The organism is Nocardia wallacei, from assembly GCF_029868745.1.
Classification (GTDB): Bacteria; Actinomycetota; Actinomycetes; order Mycobacteriales; family Mycobacteriaceae; genus Nocardia; species Nocardia wallacei_B.
Genome location: NZ_JARWOP010000385.1, coordinates 22,288 through 40,528, shown reverse-complemented (window position 1 = coordinate 40,528; position 18,241 = coordinate 22,288). Strand labels below are relative to the sequence as shown.

Sequence of the window (18,241 nt, the reverse complement as noted above, 5' to 3'; positions counted from 1 at the left end):
GACGGAAATACCAGGAGAGGTGCGCCGTGGCCGAAAGCGATGCCGACATCGCGCGGGAGATCGCCGTCGGCCTCCTGCGCGTCGTCAACAAAATCAACCAGGGCCGCAGGACGCCGCGCCGTTATGGCGAGGGGCCGCCGCTGACCATGTTGGAGGCCGAGATGTGCTTTCTGATCTCGCATCATTCCGGCATTACCGGCAGCGAGCTCGCGCAGCGCCTCGGCGTCACGCGTTCGGCGATGTCGCAGAACATTGCCAAGCTGAAGCAAAAAGGTCTTGTTTCCGAATTGCCGGATCCCTCCGATAGCAAGCGTAAGAAACTTTTCGTCACCGCGCCGGGGCAGCGGGCGGCGGCTGTGGCCGACGACTACGGCCGCCGGATGGCCGCCGAACTCTTCCGCACCTCGCGTTCGGAACTGGACAGCTACCTGCGGCTGGTCACGAAGTGGGAGAACTTTCTCGATTCCGCGCGCGACACCTGGTGAGCCGTCGCCACCGACCCGGCGGGCAGCCGCGTCGGCAGTTGTGGACACACTCTCGGACATGTGTCTGGATACTATTTCAGTCGAGGGTCCAGGGCAAGCGTTTTCGGCGATGACCGGCAGGTCGACTCCTCTCCGGGGCCGTCCGTGGCCCGTCGCACCGTGTAGTCGAGGTGCAAACGGGTAGCGCTGCCAATGCGGTCGCGGACGGCGAGAGAAAGGACCTGGCATGCGGACGGTGACCTCGTTTCCCCAGCAGATCACCGTGGCGGAACACGTGTGGATCCCGATGTCGGACGGCACCCGGCTGGCGGCGAAGATCTGGCGGCCGACCGCCGCCGACGACGAGCCCGTGCCCGGGATTCTGGAATACATTCCCTATCGCAAGCGGGATCTCACCGCGGTGCGGGATTCGATCCATCATCCATATCTGGCTGGGCACGGTTACGCCTGTGTCCGAGTCGATCTGCGTGGTACCGGGGAATCGGAGGGTATCCTCGCCGATGAATATCTCGAGCAGGAACATCTCGATGCCGAAGATGTCCTGAAATGGATGGCCGAACAGCCTTGGTGCAATGGGAAAATCGGCATGATGGGAATTTCCTGGGGCGGATTCAATGCGCTCCAAATTGCCGCCAGAAAACCGCCCGAGCTGTGCGCGATCGTCATCTCCTCTTTTACCGACGACAGGTACTCCGACGATATGCATTATATGGGCGGAGCGCTGCTGTCGGACAATATCGCGGAATCTGCCACCATGTTCGCCTACAGCACCCTGCCGCCCGACCCGGCACTCGTCGGCGAACGCTGGCGCGATATGTGGCTGGAGCGCCTGGAGAATTGCAGTCTGTGGGCGGCCAATTGGCTGGAACACCAGCGTCGGGACGACTACTGGCGGCGGGCGTCGGTGTGCGAGAGCTACGCCGACGTGCAGATTCCCGTGCTGGCGTCCAGTGGATGGGCCGACGGTTATTCGAACGCCGTTGCCCGGCTGCTCGCGAATCTGGATGTGCCGCGCAGGGGGATGATCGGTCCCTGGAGTCATAAATATCCGCACCTGGGTGAGCCGGGCCCCGCGATCGGCTACCTCCAGGAGGTGCTGCGGTGGTGGGACTACTGGCTCAAGGACATCGAGAACGGCGTGATGGATGGGCCGATGCTCTACACCTGGATGCAGGAGAGCGTGCCGCCGTCCACGGCGTACGAGGATCGGCCCGGCCGGTGGGTCGGCGAGCCGGCCTGGCCCTCGCCGCATATCCGCGAACTGGAGCATCCGCTGGCCCGCTACCGGATCGCGCGTCCCGGTGCGGATGTGCCGGCCGCGGACCTGCTGGTCGAATCGCCGTTGTCGGTGGGGCAGTTCGCGGGCAAGTGGGCCTCCTACAGCGCTCCGCCCGACCTGCCCTACGACCAGCGCGAGGAGGACGGCGGCTCGCTGGTGTTCGACACCGACGACCTGGCCGAGCGGTGCGAGATCCTCGGCGCGCCGGTGCTGACGCTCGAGGTGTCCGCCGACAAACCGGTCGCGATGGTGGCGGCTCGGTTGTCCGATGTCGCTCCGGACGGCCGCGCCACCCGGGTGACCTACGGCCTGCTCAACCTGACCCACCGGGACGGCCACGACGAACCGCGGCCCCTGCGCCCGGGCGAGCGGTACCGCGTCACCGTGCAGCTCAATGCCGTGGCACAGGCGTTTCCGGCCGGTCACCGCATCCGATTGTCGCTGTCGACGTCGTACTGGCCCTTGGCCTGGCCGCCGCCGGAACCCGCGCAGCTGACCGTTCACACCGCGGGCAGCAGCCTGCGGCTGCCGATCCGGCCGACGGCGGAATCCGACGAGGTCCCGCCGCAGCCCTTCGGCGAGCCGGAGGGCGCGGAGCCCATGCCGACCACCCAGATCACGCCGGGCGAACAGAAATGGACGGTGTCGCGCGATCTGATCGAGTACTACTCGGCGCTGAATATCGTCAAGGACGCCGGACTGCTCCGATTCGACGAGCACGATCTGGAGGTCGACCGCCGGGTACGCGAGCACTACGGCTGGCAGGCGGACGACTTCTGCTCCACCACCGCCGAGACCTCGTGGTCGATGACGTTCGCCCGCGGCGACTGGCGGGTCAGGACCGACACTCGGACCCAAGTCACCTGCACCCCAACCGATTTCGTCGTGCATGCCCAGCTCGACGGGTACGAGGGGGAGCGGCGGGTGTATTCGCGAAACTGGAACAGGACGATTCCCCGTGACCATGTTTAACGATCAGCGCGGTTCCCTGCGGGAATCGCCGAAGCCGAGTCTGCGTGCCCGGATGTTCATCGCGGCGTTGCGGCTGACCGGCGCCAAGAAGACCTTCGCCAGCGCCGAGGCGCTCGACCGGAGTATCCCGAAAAGCCAGCGGCCCGCGCGAGACCGGCCGCCGTCGTCGTTGTACCGCCATCACCGGGTCACGTGCCGCGAGATACACGGGCGGCCGGTCTACACGATCCGGCCGAAGACCGGCGGCACCACCCGGCACGTGTTCTACCTGCATGGTGGCGCGTACGTGCACCAGATCCAGCGCGATCACTGGAAGTTCTTGTCGCGCTTGGTCGATCAGACGGGGTGCACGGTCACCGTGCCGCTCTACCCGCTGGCGCCGGGGAACCACTGCGACGACACGATTCCCATGGTCGTCGCGGCGCACGACGCGGCCTTCGCCGACACCGACCCGGCGGACAAGGTGTTCATGGGGGATTCGGCCGGGGGCGCGCTGGCGCTGGTGCTGGCCCGGCGGATCGGTGCGGCGGGCGAGGCCGCGCCGAAGGAGGTCGTGATGGTCTCGCCGTGGCTCGACGTCACCATGACCGACCCCGTCGCGCGCGCCATCGATCCGGCCGATCCGTATCTCGGCGTCGCGGGCCTGGCCGAGGCCGGGCGGCTGTACGCCGGCGGGCACGACCGGTCCGATCCCATGATCAGCCCGCTGCACGCGCCCGCCGCGACGCCCGGAGCCCTGAGCCTGTTCATCGGCACCAGGGACGTCCTGCTCGCGGACGCGCGCCGGTTCCGCGCGCGCTGCGCCGCGGAAGGCGTCGAACTCGGCTACTTCGAGTACGACGACATGTTCCACGCCTGGCTGCTCGCGGACCTCCCGGAGTCCCGGCACGCCATGCGTGAACTGGAGCGGCTGGTGCAGCGCCCGGCCTGATCCGGCGGGGATACCACGGCGGCGGACCCGTGTAGGACGCCGCCACCGGGGTAGCCCGCAGGCACTGACCGTCGGGACGTTGAGTTCCCGAGAAACGTCGGGGGACGACAAGGTGAGGTACCCGTGAGTCAAGTCGACATTTTCGTGCTCGCTCTGGACGAGGGAAATCTGCGCACGCTGGAGCGAATTCCGGACGCGGAGAAATTCCGCTTTCACTCCCTGCTCGGGGTGGAGGAGACCCAGGAGGGGCAGATTCCGATCGAAGATCTGCTGCACAAGGCGCAGCGGACGCTGGCGGAGTTCGACGGGAAGATCGGCGCGATCGTCGGATACTGGGACTTTCCGGTGACCGCGCTGGCGCCGATGCTGTGCAAGCAGTTCGGCCTGCCCAGCGCGAACCTCGAGGCGGTGGTCAAATGCGAGCACAAGTACTGGAGTCGCCTCGAACAGCGCAAGGTCGTCGAGGACCTGCCGAAATTCGGGATCGTGGATCTCGCGGGCGAGGCCCGGCTGCCCGCGGGCATGACATATCCGGTGTGGCTCAAGCCGGTGAAGTCCTTCTCCTCGGAACTGGCCTTCCATGTGAGCGACGACAAGGAATTCGACGACGCCGTCGAACAGATCCGCGAGGGCGTGAGCCGGGTCGGTAAGCCGTTCGAATTCGTGCTCGATCAGGTCGAGTTGCCGCCGGAAATCGCGGAGATCGGCGGGCAGGCGTGCCTGGCCGAGGAGGCGCTCACCGGGGTGCAGGCGGCGACCGAAGGGTATGTGTACCAGGGCAAGGTCACCGTCAACGGCGCGCTCGACTCCATCAATTACCCCGATACGTCGAGTTTCCTGCGCCATCAGTATCCGTCCCAGCTGCCGCGCGAGATCGTCGCCCGGATGACCGACATCTCCGAGCGGGTGATCAAGCAGGTGGGGCTGACGAATTCGACGTTCAGCATCGAGTTCTTCTGTGATCTGGATACCGGGCGGGTCTCGGTGCTGGAGATCAACGCGCGGCACTCGCAATCGCACGCGGACATGTTCATGGCCGTGGACGGCATTCCCAATCACCACTGCATGGTCCGGTTGGGTTTGGGTCTGGACCCGAGCCTGCCCCGCAACGAGGGACCGTACGACATCGCCGCCAAGTGGTACTACCGCCGCTTCTCCGACGCGGTCGTCACCCGAGTGCCGACCGAAGCCGAGATCGAGGCGCTGCAGAACGAGATACCCGGCGTCACAATCGATGTCGTCGCCACCGAGGGCGCCCGGCTGTCCGATGCGCCCGCCCAGGACAGCTACAGTTTCGAACTGGCCGACATCTTCATCGGCGCGGACAGCGAAGCCGAGATGACCCGCAAATACGAGCGCTGCGTCGAAGCCCTGCGTTTCGAATTCGACGAGGAGGAACAGGGCTGAAGGCAAGGCCCCCACGGGATTCCGTGGGGGCCTCACTGTGCTTCCGGGTCAGGGTTGCGAGCGGGGGACGTCGCCACGCCACTGCCCGGTTTCCGCCCCGCGCTGCTCGATGAAGTTCTTGAAGCGCTTCAGGTCGCCGTGCACCCGGCGATCGATCACGCCGAGTTTGTCGCCGACGTTCTCCACGAACCCGTCGGGATCGATGTCCATCTGCGCGGTGACGCGGGTGGTGTTCGGGTCGAGGCGGTGGAAGGTGACCACACCGGCATGCGTCGGCCCGGAATCCGAATGCCACGCGATCCGCTCGTCGGGATGCTGTTCGCTGATGGTGGCGTCGAATTCCCGGGTGGCCGGGCCGACCTGCACCTTCCAGTGCGTATGTGTGTCGTCGCGCTGCTCGATCCGTTCGACGCCCTCCATGAACTCGGGGAACGTCTCGAACTGGGTCCACTGGTCGTAGGCGGTCCGGATCGGGACTTCGACGTCCACGGCGGCTGTCACGGTACCCATGGTTGCTCTCCTTCGTATTCGGGCGCCTCGGCGGCCGTGTGGCTCGGCGAGCGCTCCGGCTCGACGAGGTGGCGCGGTTGCGACCACGTCTGCGGCACTACCCGGCTGTCGCCGGGGTATGCGGGCCGTCCCGCAGTTTGCGCGGCCCCGAGGCGGGTAGCGCGGGAAGGAGTCGAACGATCTCGGTGAGGAGCGCAGATGAGAGCCGTGACCTGGCAGGGACGCCGCAATGTCGCCGTCGAGAACGTGCCCGATCCCCGCATCGAGCAGCCCACGGACGCGATCGTGGAGGTCACCTCGACCGCGATCTGCGGGTCCGATCTGCACCTGTACGAGGTGCTGGGCGCCTACATGAGCCCGGGCGACGTGCTCGGCCATGAACCGATCGGGGTGGTGGTCGAGACGGGCCCGGAGGTCAGCACCCTCGCCGTGGGCGATCGCGTGGTGGTCCCGTTCCAGATCAGCTGTGGCGATTGCGCGATGTGCACGACCGGACTGCCCACCCAGTGCGAGACCACCCAGGTGCGCGAACAGGGCTCCGGCGCCGCCTTATTCGGTTACTCGAAGCTGTACGGGCAGGTGCCCGGCGGGCAGGCCCAGTACCTGCGGGTGCCGCATGCCGATGCCACGCACATCAAGGTGCCGCACGGCCCCGACGACACCCGGTTCCTGTATCTGTCCGACGTGCTGCCGACGGCGTGGCAGGCGGTGGAGTACGCGGGGGTCTCGGCCGGTGATTCGCTCACCGTGCTGGGCCTCGGCCCGATCGGCGATATGGCCTGCCGCGTCGCGGCGCATCGCGGCGTGCGGGTGATCGGGGTCGACCGCGTGCCCGAGCGGCTGGCGCGGGTGGCCGGGCGCGGGATCGAGGTGGTCGATATGGAACGGGTGCACGACTCCCTCGGCGAGGTGATCCGCGATCGCACCGACGGGCGCGGCACCGACGCGGTGATCGACGCCGTCGGCATGGAGGCGCACGGGTCGCCGGTCTCGTCGCTGGCCCAGCGCGCCGCGGCGTTCGTGCCGGACGCGGTGGCACAGAAGATGATGGACACGGCCGGTATCGACCGGCTCGCCGCGCTGCGCAGCGCGATCGACATCGTGCGCCGCGGCGGGACCATCTCGCTGGTCGGCGTGTACGGCGGCATGGTGGACCCGCTGCCGATGCGCGTGCTGTTCGACAAGCAGATTCAGTTGCGGATGGGCCAGGCGAACGTCACCCGCTGGGCGCCCGACATCATGCCGCTGCTGGCCGACGGCGATCCGCTGGGCGTGGAAGGCTTTGCCACCCACCGGCTTCCGCTGTCCGCCGCGCCGGACGCCTACCGCATGTTCCAGCAGAAGTCCGACGGCGCGGTCAAGATCGTGCTCGATCCCGTCGGCACGCCTGTGGTGGCCTGACGCGGTCCCGCGCGCGTCCGATATCCGTCCGCATAGATTGGGAGAGAAGTTCGGCCATGCCCACCGACACGCGCACGTCCCCGTCCTCGACCGCCCGGCGCTCCCGCCGCGGCACCGACAGCTACGACGGCCTCGAGCCCCTGTTCGCCGAACTCGCCGCCCTCGATCCGGGCGACCCGCGCCACCAACGCCTGCGCGAGGACATCATCACCCGCGCCCTGCCGCTGGCCGACCACATCGCCCGCCGCTTCACCGGCCGTGGTCTGGACTACGACGATCTTTTGCAGGTCGCCCGCGTCGGCCTGCTCGCCGCCGTCAACCGCTTCGATCCCGGCCACGGCGCCAGCTTTCTCGGTTTCGCCGTGCCCACCATCATGGGCGAGGTCCGCCGCCACTTCCGCGATCACGGCTGGGCGCTGCGCGTGCCGCGCGCGCTCAAGGAACTCCGCCAGCGCATCGCCGCCCTCACCCCCGACCTCGCCCAGCAACTGGGCCGCATGCCCACCGCCACCGACCTCGCCGACGCGCTCGGCGCCGACCGCGAGGATGTCACCCAGGCCCTCGTCGCCGCCGACAGCTACCGCACCGAATCCCTCGACACCCCTATCGACACCGGCGACGGCCAGACCACCCTGACCGACCATCTCGGCACGACCGATCCCTGCTACACCCTGCTCGAGGACGCCATCACCATTCGCCCCCTCATCGCCGCGCTGCCCGCCCGCGACCGCGACATCCTCATCCAGCGCTTCTTCGCCGGCCGCAGCCAGACCGAAATCGGACGCCACTACGGCGTCTCCCAGATGCAGATCCACCGCACCCTCAAACGCATCCTCACCACCCTGCGCGAACAAGCGCTCACCGAACCGCCACGGGCCGCCTGACCGAGTCGGCGCCCGGAGTCAGGTGGGTTGCGGTTGCCGCCGGATCGGCTGCCCGGTTCCGTCGGCGACCGGGCCCGCGCCGGTGGTGTAGGTGTGGGCGATCAACGCCGATTGCAGGTACCACAGGCCGACCGGTTCGGTCGGGTCGATCCCGGTGAGTTCCTTGATGCGCCGGAGTCGGTAGTCGACGGTGTTGGTGTGGACGTGCATCGCGCGTGCCGTCGCCCGCCGGGTGAAGTTGTCGCTGACCCGGCGGCGCAGCAGTTCGAGCAGATCGTCGTGTGCCAGCAGGGGATGCAGCAGCGACCGCAGGTATTCGTTGGCGGGGCCGGGACGGGTGATCTGGTATTCGAGAGCGAGATCGTCGAACTCGTAGAGACGGGGGGCGTACCCGAGCCGGCGGACGATATCGAGCAGATCGTGGGCGAGGTCGGTGGCCTCCGGCAGTCCCGGCACGGTCGCGGAGACGACGGTCGCGGCCAGCGGGCCGTGCGCGACCCGCCCCGCGAAGGCGAACAGGTCCCGCACCGACCGGTCGGCGGCGTCGGCCTCGGCGAGCAGCAGCGTGCCGCCGCCCGCGCCGAGCAGTGGCAGCACGCGCTCGCCGTAGACCGAGGCCAGCGCCGTTCGGAGCCGGTCGGCCCCCTGGTCCGTCTCGAGCGCCAGCACCGCGTACCGACCGGCGACCGGCACCCCCGCGGTATGCGCGATCGCCCCCGGATTGCCGCCGCTCGCCAGCACGAAGCCCAGTGCCGTTGCGGCGCCGGCTCCTTCCCTGGACGCGGCACGCAGCAGGCGCAGCAGCGACGCTACGTCGGGCACTCCGGCCTCGGCTGTGCTGCGGGAACTACGACCCTTCACCGGCTCATCTCACGTTCGATAACCAGGCTCTCAAATCTGAGAGTCCCATTGAGAGTAATTCGATTATCCGGTTCTCATACTACGCTGGCTTCGTGAGTGAAGAGCGAGAATCGGATACCGCAGCGCGGATCCTCGCTCAGGTGGTGCGGTCACTGGAGCGTGGCGGGTACGACAGCGTCTACGTGCAAGAGGTCGCGCGTGGCGCGCGGGTCTCGCTCACCACGGTGTACAAGCTTTTCGGCACCCGAGACGAACTGATCGTCGCCGCGATCGAGCGCTGGATGGCGCAGTGCAGCTATACGGCACCGCCCGCGCCACCGGGCGAGACGCTGCGGGAAGGGCTGATGCGGCTGTTGCGCGGCGTGTTCGAGCCCTGGGAACGCAGCCCGCAGATGCTGAAGGCGTACCACCGCGCGCTCTGCGGACCGGGCGGGCATCGGCTCGACATCCAGGGCCGTGCCGCCGTGCGCGAGACCGCGACCGCCGTCCTCGCCGCGGCGGACCCGGGCTACCGCGACGACCTCGACCGCATTCTCGTGAATCTCAGCTACGGGCTCATCAGCCGCTATGCCGCCGGCGCACTGGATATCGCCGAGATCATGCCCACACTCGAGCGCGCGGTGCACCGTCTCACCGCGGACAACGAACTCGCGGCCGATGTCGCCCGTCCGCGCGGCGTCGCCACGGAGGACACCGCCTCCGGGACGCAGTGCCGCGCGCGAAATCTGCTCTGAGCCTGCGGGTTCCGCGTACTGTCCGGCACGCGTAGCCGAGATGCCCTCTGCGCCAGGCTTGATCGCTGTTCCCGTTCGCGCAGTGGCCGCAATCACAGTCGCCGGATGGGTGGCGACATGACCTCAGCGCCCTCGCCATCGGGCTGAAAAGCCCTGGTGCACAGGCCCTTCGACGGGCCGTTCGGTGACATTCCATATTTTCGATCACGCTGGTCGCATTCCTGTCCACCCGGCGCGCGGCGGCATAACTTTGGTCGCCGGGCTCGGCCGGGGGTCCGGCGACGCCCTTTCGTCCCCCTCGACCAGGATCCGATGACCACAGTGCTGAACACGCCCAGACTCGCCCCGATCGCCGACGGTCCCGCGCGGGATTCCGGCTGTCGGCGCTCCTGGTCCGACCGTGAGATGGCGTTCTGGGATTCCCGGAAGTGGTTGCCGCGCAAGCTGTTCCGGCGCGCCCGCGACTGGATCGACGCCACCTCGAGGCGACGCCGGACGGTGTGGGTCACGGCGATCCTGGGCGTGCTGTTCGTCTTCCCGGGCGGCGTCGGCGCGGTCGCCCGCGCCCAGAGCAACGCGGCCGCCGGGGGCGCCGGGATCGACGCCCTGAACTGGATGGACATCCGGGACTCGGGCGGTATCCGGCTGACCGACTACGTCTTCGCGACCAGTCACGGCAGCCTGTTCAGCCCGCTGGAGACGGTGATCTCCGCCGTGCTCGGGCTGGAGTTCGTCGGCTACATCGTGATCGTGACCAGTGCCGTGTGGCTGATCGGTTTCGCGATCAGCTTCCGCTGGCTGGACCCGTTCGAGCGGGCGCTGACCGGTGTCGCCGACAGCGTGACCGGCCAGATCGCCACCCCGATGGTGCTGGTGACGGCGGCGGGCATCGGCGCGTTCTGCGTGGCGTGGTTCGTGCTGCGCGGCCACTACGCCAAGGCCACGGTGCAGATCGTCACCATGCTCGGCGTCGCCGTGCTCGGGCCGCTGTTCCTCGCCCACCCGCTGGCGGACGTGCTGTCCTCGCACGGGCTGCTGGCGCAGGGCCGCGACGTGGGTGTGGCGGTGGCCGCCGGTCTGGGCGGCGACTCGCACCCCGACACGAACCACCTCATGACCGATATGCAGAGCGATCTGGCGGACAACTTCGCCCGGCGCCCGGTGCAGGTGTGGAACTTCGGCCACGTGATCGATCAGTCGCCGCAGTGCGCCGCCCTGTGGTCGGCCGGTGTGCGCTCCGGCGAGACGGACCGCGTGCTGAACGGCCTGCGGTCCTGCGGCGACGCGACCGCGTACGCGAAGGCCGACAACCCGAGCATGGGCCAGATCGGTTCCGGTCTCGTGCTGCTCATCTGCGCCGCGATCCTGCTGTGCTTCGGAGCGTATCTCGCGATCAAGATAATCTGGGCCGCCCTGGACGCCATCTATCACGGGTTCATGGCGCTGTTCGGTTTCGCCGCAGGCGGTTTCGTCTACGGCCCGACCCAGACGTTCCTGGCTCGCAATCTGGTCGACGGTCTCGTCTCGGGCGCTCGGATGACCGCGTACACCATCTTCCTCGCCATCTACGCGCTGTTCCTCGGCAAGCTTTTCGAGCAGGCCGGCGGGCAGGTCACGGTGGTGCTGGTGCTCGGCGCGATCGTGGAGATCATCGCCATCCTGCAGCTGAAGCGGCTCAGCGCCGGGCTCGACCGCGGCAACGAGTGGATGGCCAACCGATTCGCGCTCGCCATGCAGGGGCAGGGCGGCGGCAAGTCCGCCGAGGGCGGCGCCGCGCTGGGCATGGGCACGGGCGGCGCCGCGCATTCGATGTCGCCGGGCCTGCTCGCCGGACTGACCGCGGTCAACACCGTCAACAACAACCCGATCGCGGCGGCGCTGTTCGGTTATCGCAGAAACCCTCTCGACCCGCACTCGCGGGTGCGCAACCGCGCCGAGGTCGGAATGTGGCGGACCAACGCGCTGGTGCACGAGAAGGGCTGGATGCTCAATTACTACCGGACACGCGGTCAGATCATGGAGGCCGCCAGGTCGGCGGTGCGCGAACACGGCGGCCGCCACACCCCGCGCAGCGCCGCCGCGGCGGTCGACCGGGTGCTCAATCGCGGCGGGTCGCTCACCGACGTGGGCGCCGCGCTGACCGACGCCGGTTTCACCGACCACTCGATGATCACCGATGCCATCCGTGCCTACAACTACCGGCAGAACTTCGCGCCCAGTGTGTGGGACGGCGACAAGTACATCGGCGAGGCCGCGGCGTCACTGGCCGTGCTCAAGCTGGGCACCTCGCCGGCCAACGTGGCCCTGTTCCAGCAGACCGCGCACCGGCTCGCGAACCGCCGCTACATCGACCACGTGCACGAGAACGAACTCACCCGCGAGGAAATGGCCTACCTGCGCGACTATTTCGCCAACCCGACCCGCGACAAGATCCGCGGCATCCAGGCGCTCGCGGGCGGCAGCCGGATCACCCGGGACGCCAGTGGCGCTGTGGTGCAGTCGAATCCGGACTACCCGCTGCCGGTCGAGTTCGAGGGCTGGTCGCAGGAGCGCGGTCAGCTGATGAACCGGTTCATCATGCCGCACCTCGCGCAGCAGTACCTGGGCGCCGCGCAGGCCGAGAACCTGTCCCGAGCGTCGGAGGTCCTCCAGGTCATGGCGAATTCCGAGTACTGGACCGGAAACGTCAAATTGACTCCCTCCAAGGCGATTCCGCGCTTCTGACATCGCCCCTTCCCTGCCGCAACCTCACCACGAAACGAGCATGATGGTGCAGCCGACGCCCTGGCGGGCGAACGACCTTCGACGTGAATCAACCACTGCCGCGGTCGCTCCCGACCGGTTCCAGTTCGATCTGTCCGCCCTGCGCGCGCTGCGCGGGCGGTGGGGGTATGTGAGCGCGGCGGCGGGGAGCCTGGTCACCCTGGCGCTGCTGTTCGAACCATGGCTCAGCGCTTCGGGTTTCGACGGCTCGATCGGCATCAACGCCTTCGGCCGGATGGAGATCACCACCAGCGCGCTGAACGCCTGGTCGCAATCGCCGCCCGCCGCCGTGCGGGTCACCGGCGCGTGGGGCATTCTGACCGCGGCGACCGGCATCCTGACCGTCTGCTTCGTGGTTTTCGATCTGCGGGCCCGCAGCCGCACACTGTCGCGCCTGGCGATGCTGTCCGCGCTGGCCTCGGCCGGGTGGGTATTGATCACGCTGGTCTACCTGAATACCAAGGGGCCCGAAGCGAAGGCCATGGTCGGCGTGAGCCGCGATCTGGGCGGCCAACTCGGGTTGGTGATGCGCGCGTATTTCGGCAACGGCGCGTACGTGCTGCCGGGCAGCCGGGTGAGCGCGTACGCCAACGCCGGATTGACGCCGTGGGCCTGGGCGGCGGGCGCCGTCTCGCTCATCTCCGCCTGCGCCGTTGTCGCGCAATGGGTTCGCGACCACACCAAGCACACCACTGCTTGATGTACCGTTATTTAACGGTACGATAGGTGTGGCTTACGGTGCGGCGGCGAACGACGGACTTCGGCGCGGCCGACGGCGGACACGCACAGCTGCGCGGGAGGCGAGATGCTCGGTCTGGAACGCCGATTCGGTCTGGAACGCCGACTGCTGCGCGTGGTCGACGAGGTGAGGGCCCTGGACCGCGCGGCGAGCGTCGAGACCGTCCGCGGCCTCCAGCACGTCCTCCACTTCCTGGACGGGGAACTCGAGGCTACGGTCTGTACCGGCGAACGCCGCCGCGAACTCGCCCGGCTGCGCCGGATCGCGGGAATCACGCTGGCCGAGGCCTATGCCCGCGCCGTGCTCGCCCGCGATTTCGGTTGAGCGGTCGCGAAGTTCGTTGACACGTAACGGGTTCCCTCGCGGTTGATCGGGGCGACGCCGAAGGTTGCTGCGAATTCCCAATTTTCCCGGAGTTCACACAACGGAACCACCCGGGTAACAGCGCGGCCCGACTCTCCCAGCAGGCCCTTTTAGGGCCGTGCGCGCCGGACCGGCGGCGCAGGTACTGAAGAAAGCACTGAATCACATGAAGTTTCGGAAGTTCGCAGCCACGTCCGTACTCGTCGTCGGGGCGCTGACCGCCGCCACAGGTGCGGTGCACGCCGCTCCGGCCGCCGCCGAGCAGAGCGACGCCGCCGTTATCCATTGGGACGCCGACGTTGTCGGTAGATCGGTCGTCGTCACCACCGACGCGGGCTTCCTCGAGGCTCGGGACAACCAGTTCGTGGTGCGGGACGCGGCGGGCACGGTGCTGGGGGGTCTACCGCTCGCCTATCAGATGAACGGGCTCGAGTTCCCGGTGTCGGCCGCCATCGACGGCAACACCGCGACCCTCACCCCCAGCACCGACCCGGCCACCGCGCACCCGGTGGACATGCCGCTGCAATCCGTCGACGCCCAGGCCGATTTCAACTCGGCGCTGTCGGCCGCTAGCACCCAGTTCGGCCTGGCCACGGGTGTCGGCACGCTGATCGGTGGCCTCGTCGGCCTGGTCGGCGGATGTGTGCTGGGTGCGCTGACCGTCGGCGCGCTCACGGCACCGATCTTCTTCGCCGGTGCGCCCGGCGGGTGCATCGCGGGTGCCAGCGTCGGTGTCGCGCTGGGTGCGGCCGCGGGATCGCTCGTGGTCGGTGTCCCCGTCGGCATCGCTGCCGCGGTGCAGTTCTTCCAGACGATCAATACGCCCGCACCGGCCAACTGACCGTACGTGAGCCGGGCGGGGCGTCACATCGACGCCTCGCCCGGCTCCGTGCGTGGTGGCCGGAATATGGTCGCCCCGAACATGTTTCGTCGTGCGTATCAGTGTCCGTGCTCGACGAGGAACCGATCGACCAAGTCGTTGACGATCTCGGGGACCTCGGCGGCGACCAAGTGCGCGGCGTCGTCGAGCACGACCAGTTCGGCGGTGGGAATGGCGCGGGCCATGGCCTCGAGTTCGGGCAGCGGGAAGGTGTCGTCCTCCCGCCCCGCGACGACCAGCGCCGGACATTCGATGGAGCCGAACAGTTCTCGCTGGTCGGGGCGGCGCATCACGACCGACCGCACCGCGTAGACCACCGAGGCCACGTCGTTGTCGATGGCGGCGGCGCGGACCCGCCGCACCACCTCCGGGCGGGTGCCGCGACTGGTGGGTCCCAGAAAGGCGCGCAGCACAGCCACCGTGAGCGGCGGCCGGATGCCGCGCAGCAGCTTCGCGATCGCGAGCAGCACGCCGTACTCCGCCCGCTGCCGCCGCGAGGCGGGCGAGGCCGTCCCGTTCATCAGCACCACGCTGTGCACGCGGTCGGGGTACGTCGCGGCGAAGGTGCCGCCGATCATCGCGCCCCACGAGTTGCCGAGGAAATGAGCGCGCGCCTCACCCAGCCGGTCGAGGACCGCCACGACGCAGCGCGCGCATTCGTCGAAGTCGAATTCCCGGTCCAGCGACTGGGATCGGCCGTGTCCCGGCGGATCGATCACGATGGTGCGATAGCGCCGGGCGAAATGCTCGACCTGCGGCTGCCACAGGCTCGCGTCCATCAGCAGGCTCGGCCACATCACCAGTGCCGCACCGGAACCCGTCACGGTGACGCGCAGGCGACCGAGTTCGGTGTCGACGTCGATGTCGGTGGATTCCAAGGCTGACCCCTTACGCTGTCGTCTTCATATATCCAGGACCGCCTTGCCGTTCACCTTGCGGCCGAGCAGCAGTTCGGCGGCGTCGCCCGCCTGTGCCCAGTCGCCGCGCCAGCCTACCTGCGGGACGAGCCGGCCGGCTGCCACGAGCGCGGCCAGGTAGGCCAGGTCCGGGCCGAAGCCGGGACCGACCCCGAACGCTTCGATCCGGGCGCCGGGATTGGTCACCCGGGCCTGCTCGAAGTCGATCGTGGTCGGCGCCATCGACGCCTTGCCGACGCTCAGGGCGAGGCCGTCCGGGGCCAGCAGCGCGTAGGCGTCGGCCAGCAGCGGGCCGCCGACATTGTCGATCACTCCGTGCACCGGCTCCCGTACGTCCGCCAGCCCACCCGAAACCACCTCGGCCGCACCGGATTCGGTGAGTCCCGCCCCGCGCTCCGGTCGTCCGACCGCCGCGACCACGTGCGCTCCGGCCAGCGCGCCGAGTTGGACCGCGAAGCGCCCGACCCCGCCGGACGCGCCGGTGATCAGTACCCGACGGCCGACGAGCGGGCCCAGCCTGCGCAGCGCACGCAACGCGGTCACACCGGCCACGGGCAACGCCGCGGCGGCGCCGAGGTCGACCGCGTCCGGCACCACCGCCAGCTCGCCGGTGTCCACCGCGCGCAGCTCGGCCCAGCCGCCCCGCCAGCCGAAGGTGACGACCCGCTGCCCGACCGCCGGGCCGCTGCCGTCGGCGGCCGCGGCGACCACGACTCCCGCGGCGTCCCAGCCGGCCACCTCGCCGGGAGCGTAGCTCTTGCTCAGATACGTGACCTCACCGAAGTTGAGCGATGTCGCCGCGATTCGCACCAGCGCCTGCCCGGGTCCGGGCGTCGGATCGGGGGCTTCGCCGAGTCGCAGACCGTGCTTCGCGTCCGGGTCGTACATCAAAGCTTTCATGGCTCCAGCAACTTCCGGCGCGGGTGCGGCATTCCGTGCACACGAAATCTCCACACTTGATACCGGTTCTCTCCACAGCGGGTGGTTAGGGTCCCCGATATGGAACAGAACGTACCGGCCGGGGGAGTGACGGCGCGCCGGATTCTGGTCGTGGACGACGAGATCACGATCGCGGAATCGGTGGCGGCGCGGCTGCGGGCCGAAGGGTTCACCGTCGAGACGGCGCACGACGGTCCCGGCGCGGTCGCCGCGGCCGAGACGCTGGAGCCGGATCTGGTGGTGCTCGATGTCATGCTGCCCGGCTTCGACGGGCTGGAGGTCTGCCGGCGGATCCAGGCCGCCCGGCCGGTTCCGGTGCTGATGCTCACCGCGCGCGCCGACGAGACCGACCAGCTCATCGGGCTCGGCGTCGGCGCCGACGACTATCTGACCAAACCGTTTTCACTACGCGTGCTCACCGCCCGGGTGCACGCGCTGCTGCGCCGGGTCGAGCGCGCGGGCGCCGGGGACGGCGCCCGGATCGTGGTCGGGGACTTGCGGATCGACGCCGATCAGCGCCGGGTCTGGCGCGCGGGGGTGGAGGCCAAGCTGACACCGCTGGAGTTCGATCTGCTCGCCCGGCTGGCCCGGCGTCCGCGCGTGGTGCATCCGCGCGAACGGCTCCTCGAGGAGGTGTGGGACTGGGCGGATGCGGCGGGCACCCGCGCCGTCGACAGTCATATCAAGGCGTTGCGCCGCAAGCTGGGCGCCGATCTCATTCGCACGGTGCACGGTGTCGGCTACGCCTTGGAGGCGCGGTGATCGAGCATGACGTCCCACGGGCCGACCCCGCCGTGAGCAGACTGCGGGGCGCGCTGGACCGGGTGGCGGAGACGCTGCCGCGGCCCCTGGACCGGATCCGGTCCATCAAGCTCAAGCTGGCCGTGCTGATGATCTTCGCGGGCGGGCTCGCCTTCGGCTACTTCCGGTTGCGGATCGGCTGGCTGCCGCCGTTGACCACGCTGTCCGCGATGGTGATCGCGCTGGTGACCTCGCAGTTCCTGGCGCACGGCATCACCAAGCCGCTGCGTGAGATGACCGCGGCCGCACAGCGAATGGCCCACGGCGACTACACGAATCGGGTGCGGGCGTCCTCGCGGGACGAGGTCGGGCAACTGGCCGAGGCGTTCAACCGAATGGCCGCCGACCTCGCCGCCGCCGACCGGCAGCGCCGCGAACTGATCGCCAATGTCTCGCACGAACTGCGCACGCCGATCACCGCGCTGAACGCCGTGCTGGAGAACCTGGTCGACGGGGTGTCCGAGCCCGACCCGAAAACCCTGAAAACCGCGCTGGCACAGACCGAACGGCTCGGCCGGCTCGTCTCCGAACTGCTCGACATCTCCAGTATCGAGGCGGGCGCGATGCCGCTGGATCGTGAAGAGATCGACGTCGCAACGCTTTTCGCGGAAGTGGTGGCCGAGGGCGAGGTCATGGCCGCGGTCCTCGGGCGGGGCATCCGTTTCCACAGCGAGGTGCGGCCCGCCGCGGCCACGGTGTACGCCGACCGGGCCCGGCTGCATCAAGTGCTGCTGAATCTGCTGGAGAACGCCGCCCGGCACGGTCCGGCGGGCGGCCAGGTCCGCATCCGGGCCCACACCGCGGGCGGCGATCTCGTCATCGATGTCGAGGACGACGGCCCGGGGATACCGCCCGCCGAACGCGCCCGCGTCTTCGACCGCTTCACCCGCGGCGGCCGCACCGACGGCGGCGGCACCGGCCTCGGTCTCGCCATCGCCCGCTGGGTGGTCGACCTGCACCGCGGCACCATCGCCGTGACCGATCCCGGTTCCCGTATCCGCGTGACACTTCCGGCCACGGCGCCGCCGAGCCACTAAGCACCCCCGCCACCCGCACCCCGGGCCGCCGATCGGCTCCCGGGGCGATAACGCACACCCTCAGGAGAACAGCCATGTCCGAACAACCCGCCCACGACGAAAACCCCTCGACGCCAAAGGCAGACGAGGCACCGAAAGCCCCGGAGCCACCCGGCACACCTGCCGAGCACACCAGCGACACCACGCCCGGCCCCCCGAAAGAGCCTGGCACCCAGCTCCTATCGCCATGGGACGAACTCCTCTGGCGAGCACCTGAAAAGACTTCCACCGTGCCCGATGGCCCCGGCCCCGGCCCCGGCACCGGCACCGGCTCCGGCACCGGCACCGGCACCGGCGCT

The 18,241-nt window shown here is 69.0% G+C and carries 17 protein-coding genes; 13 read left to right on the top strand and 4 right to left on the bottom strand.

From position 1 onward, the window contains the following. The first annotated feature begins 26 nt into the window (after positions 1-26). The 4 genes from QH470_RS36945 to QH470_RS36930 all read left to right on the top strand — a co-directional run bounded on the left by QH470_RS36945 (position 27) and on the right by QH470_RS36930 (position 5,074). Complete coding sequence (locus QH470_RS36945; protein WP_280277036.1) at positions 27-485, top strand: MarR family winged helix-turn-helix transcriptional regulator; 459 nt, start codon at positions 27-29, stop codon at positions 483-485. Between the two features lie 226 nt (positions 486-711). Next, positions 712-2,736: a CocE/NonD family hydrolase gene (locus tag QH470_RS36940; protein ID WP_280277035.1), complete on the top strand. Its 2,025-nt coding sequence runs from the start codon at positions 712-714 to the stop codon at positions 2,734-2,736. After that, positions 2,729-3,667, top strand: coding sequence for an alpha/beta hydrolase (locus tag QH470_RS36935; protein ID WP_280277099.1), 939 nt, complete (start codon positions 2,729-2,731; stop codon positions 3,665-3,667). Before QH470_RS36940 ends, QH470_RS36935 begins: the two co-directional genes overlap by 8 nt. Positions 3,668-3,790: 123 nt before the next feature. Then, complete coding sequence (locus tag QH470_RS36930) at positions 3,791-5,074, top strand: ATP-grasp domain-containing protein (protein ID WP_280277034.1); 1,284 nt, start codon at positions 3,791-3,793, stop codon at positions 5,072-5,074. Positions 5,075-5,122: 48 nt separating this feature from the next. Here the strand turns inward: QH470_RS36930 and QH470_RS36925 are convergent, their stop codons facing one another. Further along, positions 5,123-5,584: an SRPBCC family protein gene (locus QH470_RS36925; RefSeq protein WP_280277033.1), complete on the bottom strand. Its 462-nt coding sequence runs from the start codon at positions 5,582-5,584 to the stop codon at positions 5,123-5,125. 198 nt (positions 5,585-5,782) lie between these two features. Here QH470_RS36925 and QH470_RS36920 point away from each other — a divergent pair, with 198 nt between their 5' ends. Beyond that, the gene (locus tag QH470_RS36920; RefSeq protein WP_280277032.1) at positions 5,783-6,985 is read left to right on the top strand and encodes an alcohol dehydrogenase catalytic domain-containing protein; all 1,203 of its coding nucleotides are present in this window, start codon (positions 5,783-5,785) and stop codon (positions 6,983-6,985) included. Positions 6,986-7,041: 56 nt separating this feature from the next. After that, positions 7,042-7,869: a SigB/SigF/SigG family RNA polymerase sigma factor gene (locus QH470_RS36915; RefSeq protein ID WP_280277031.1), complete on the top strand. Its 828-nt coding sequence runs from the start codon at positions 7,042-7,044 to the stop codon at positions 7,867-7,869. Positions 7,870-7,887: 18 nt separating this feature from the next. Here the strand turns inward: QH470_RS36915 and QH470_RS36910 are convergent, their stop codons facing one another. After that, positions 7,888-8,730, bottom strand: coding sequence for a PucR family transcriptional regulator (locus QH470_RS36910; RefSeq protein WP_280277030.1), 843 nt, complete (start codon positions 8,728-8,730; stop codon positions 7,888-7,890). Positions 8,731-8,822: 92 nt separating this feature from the next. Between QH470_RS36910 and QH470_RS36905 the strand changes: the two genes are divergently transcribed. From QH470_RS36905 to QH470_RS36885, 5 genes are all read left to right on the top strand, one after another. Continuing rightward, the gene (locus QH470_RS36905) at positions 8,823-9,464 is read left to right on the top strand and encodes a TetR/AcrR family transcriptional regulator (protein WP_280277029.1); all 642 of its coding nucleotides are present in this window, start codon (positions 8,823-8,825) and stop codon (positions 9,462-9,464) included. A gap of 312 nt (positions 9,465-9,776) precedes the next feature. Then, positions 9,777-12,188, top strand: coding sequence for a hypothetical protein (locus QH470_RS36900; protein WP_280277028.1), 2,412 nt, complete (start codon positions 9,777-9,779; stop codon positions 12,186-12,188). Between the two features lie 40 nt (positions 12,189-12,228). Then, complete coding sequence (locus QH470_RS36895) at positions 12,229-12,927, top strand: hypothetical protein (protein ID WP_280277027.1); 699 nt, start codon at positions 12,229-12,231, stop codon at positions 12,925-12,927. Between the two features lie 105 nt (positions 12,928-13,032). Further along, positions 13,033-13,290: a hypothetical protein gene (locus QH470_RS36890; RefSeq protein WP_280277026.1), complete on the top strand. Its 258-nt coding sequence runs from the start codon at positions 13,033-13,035 to the stop codon at positions 13,288-13,290. Positions 13,291-13,495: 205 nt separating this feature from the next. Continuing rightward, positions 13,496-14,170 (top strand): DUF8020 domain-containing protein, encoded by a 675-nt coding sequence (locus QH470_RS36885; protein WP_280277025.1) that lies wholly within the window; start codon positions 13,496-13,498, stop codon positions 14,168-14,170. Positions 14,171-14,268: 98 nt separating this feature from the next. On the opposite strand, the gene QH470_RS36880 is transcribed toward QH470_RS36885, so the two are convergent. Then, positions 14,269-15,087, bottom strand: coding sequence for an alpha/beta fold hydrolase (locus QH470_RS36880; protein ID WP_280277024.1), 819 nt, complete (start codon positions 15,085-15,087; stop codon positions 14,269-14,271). Between the two features lie 24 nt (positions 15,088-15,111). Further along, entirely contained in the window at positions 15,112-16,026 is a 915-nt protein-coding gene (locus QH470_RS36875; RefSeq protein WP_280277023.1) for a zinc-binding dehydrogenase, read from the bottom strand. A gap of 99 nt (positions 16,027-16,125) precedes the next feature. Between QH470_RS36875 and QH470_RS36870 the strand changes: the two genes are divergently transcribed. Together QH470_RS36870 and QH470_RS36865 are read left to right on the top strand one after the other, a co-directional pair. Then, on the top strand, positions 16,126-16,827 hold the full coding sequence (locus QH470_RS36870) for a response regulator transcription factor (protein ID WP_280277022.1): 702 nt from the start codon (positions 16,126-16,128) through the stop codon (positions 16,825-16,827). Between the two features lie 53 nt (positions 16,828-16,880). Further along, positions 16,881-17,903, top strand: a complete 1,023-nt coding sequence (locus QH470_RS36865; RefSeq protein ID WP_280277098.1) for a HAMP domain-containing sensor histidine kinase — start codon at positions 16,881-16,883, stop codon at positions 17,901-17,903. The last annotated feature ends 338 nt before the right edge of the window (positions 17,904-18,241 follow it).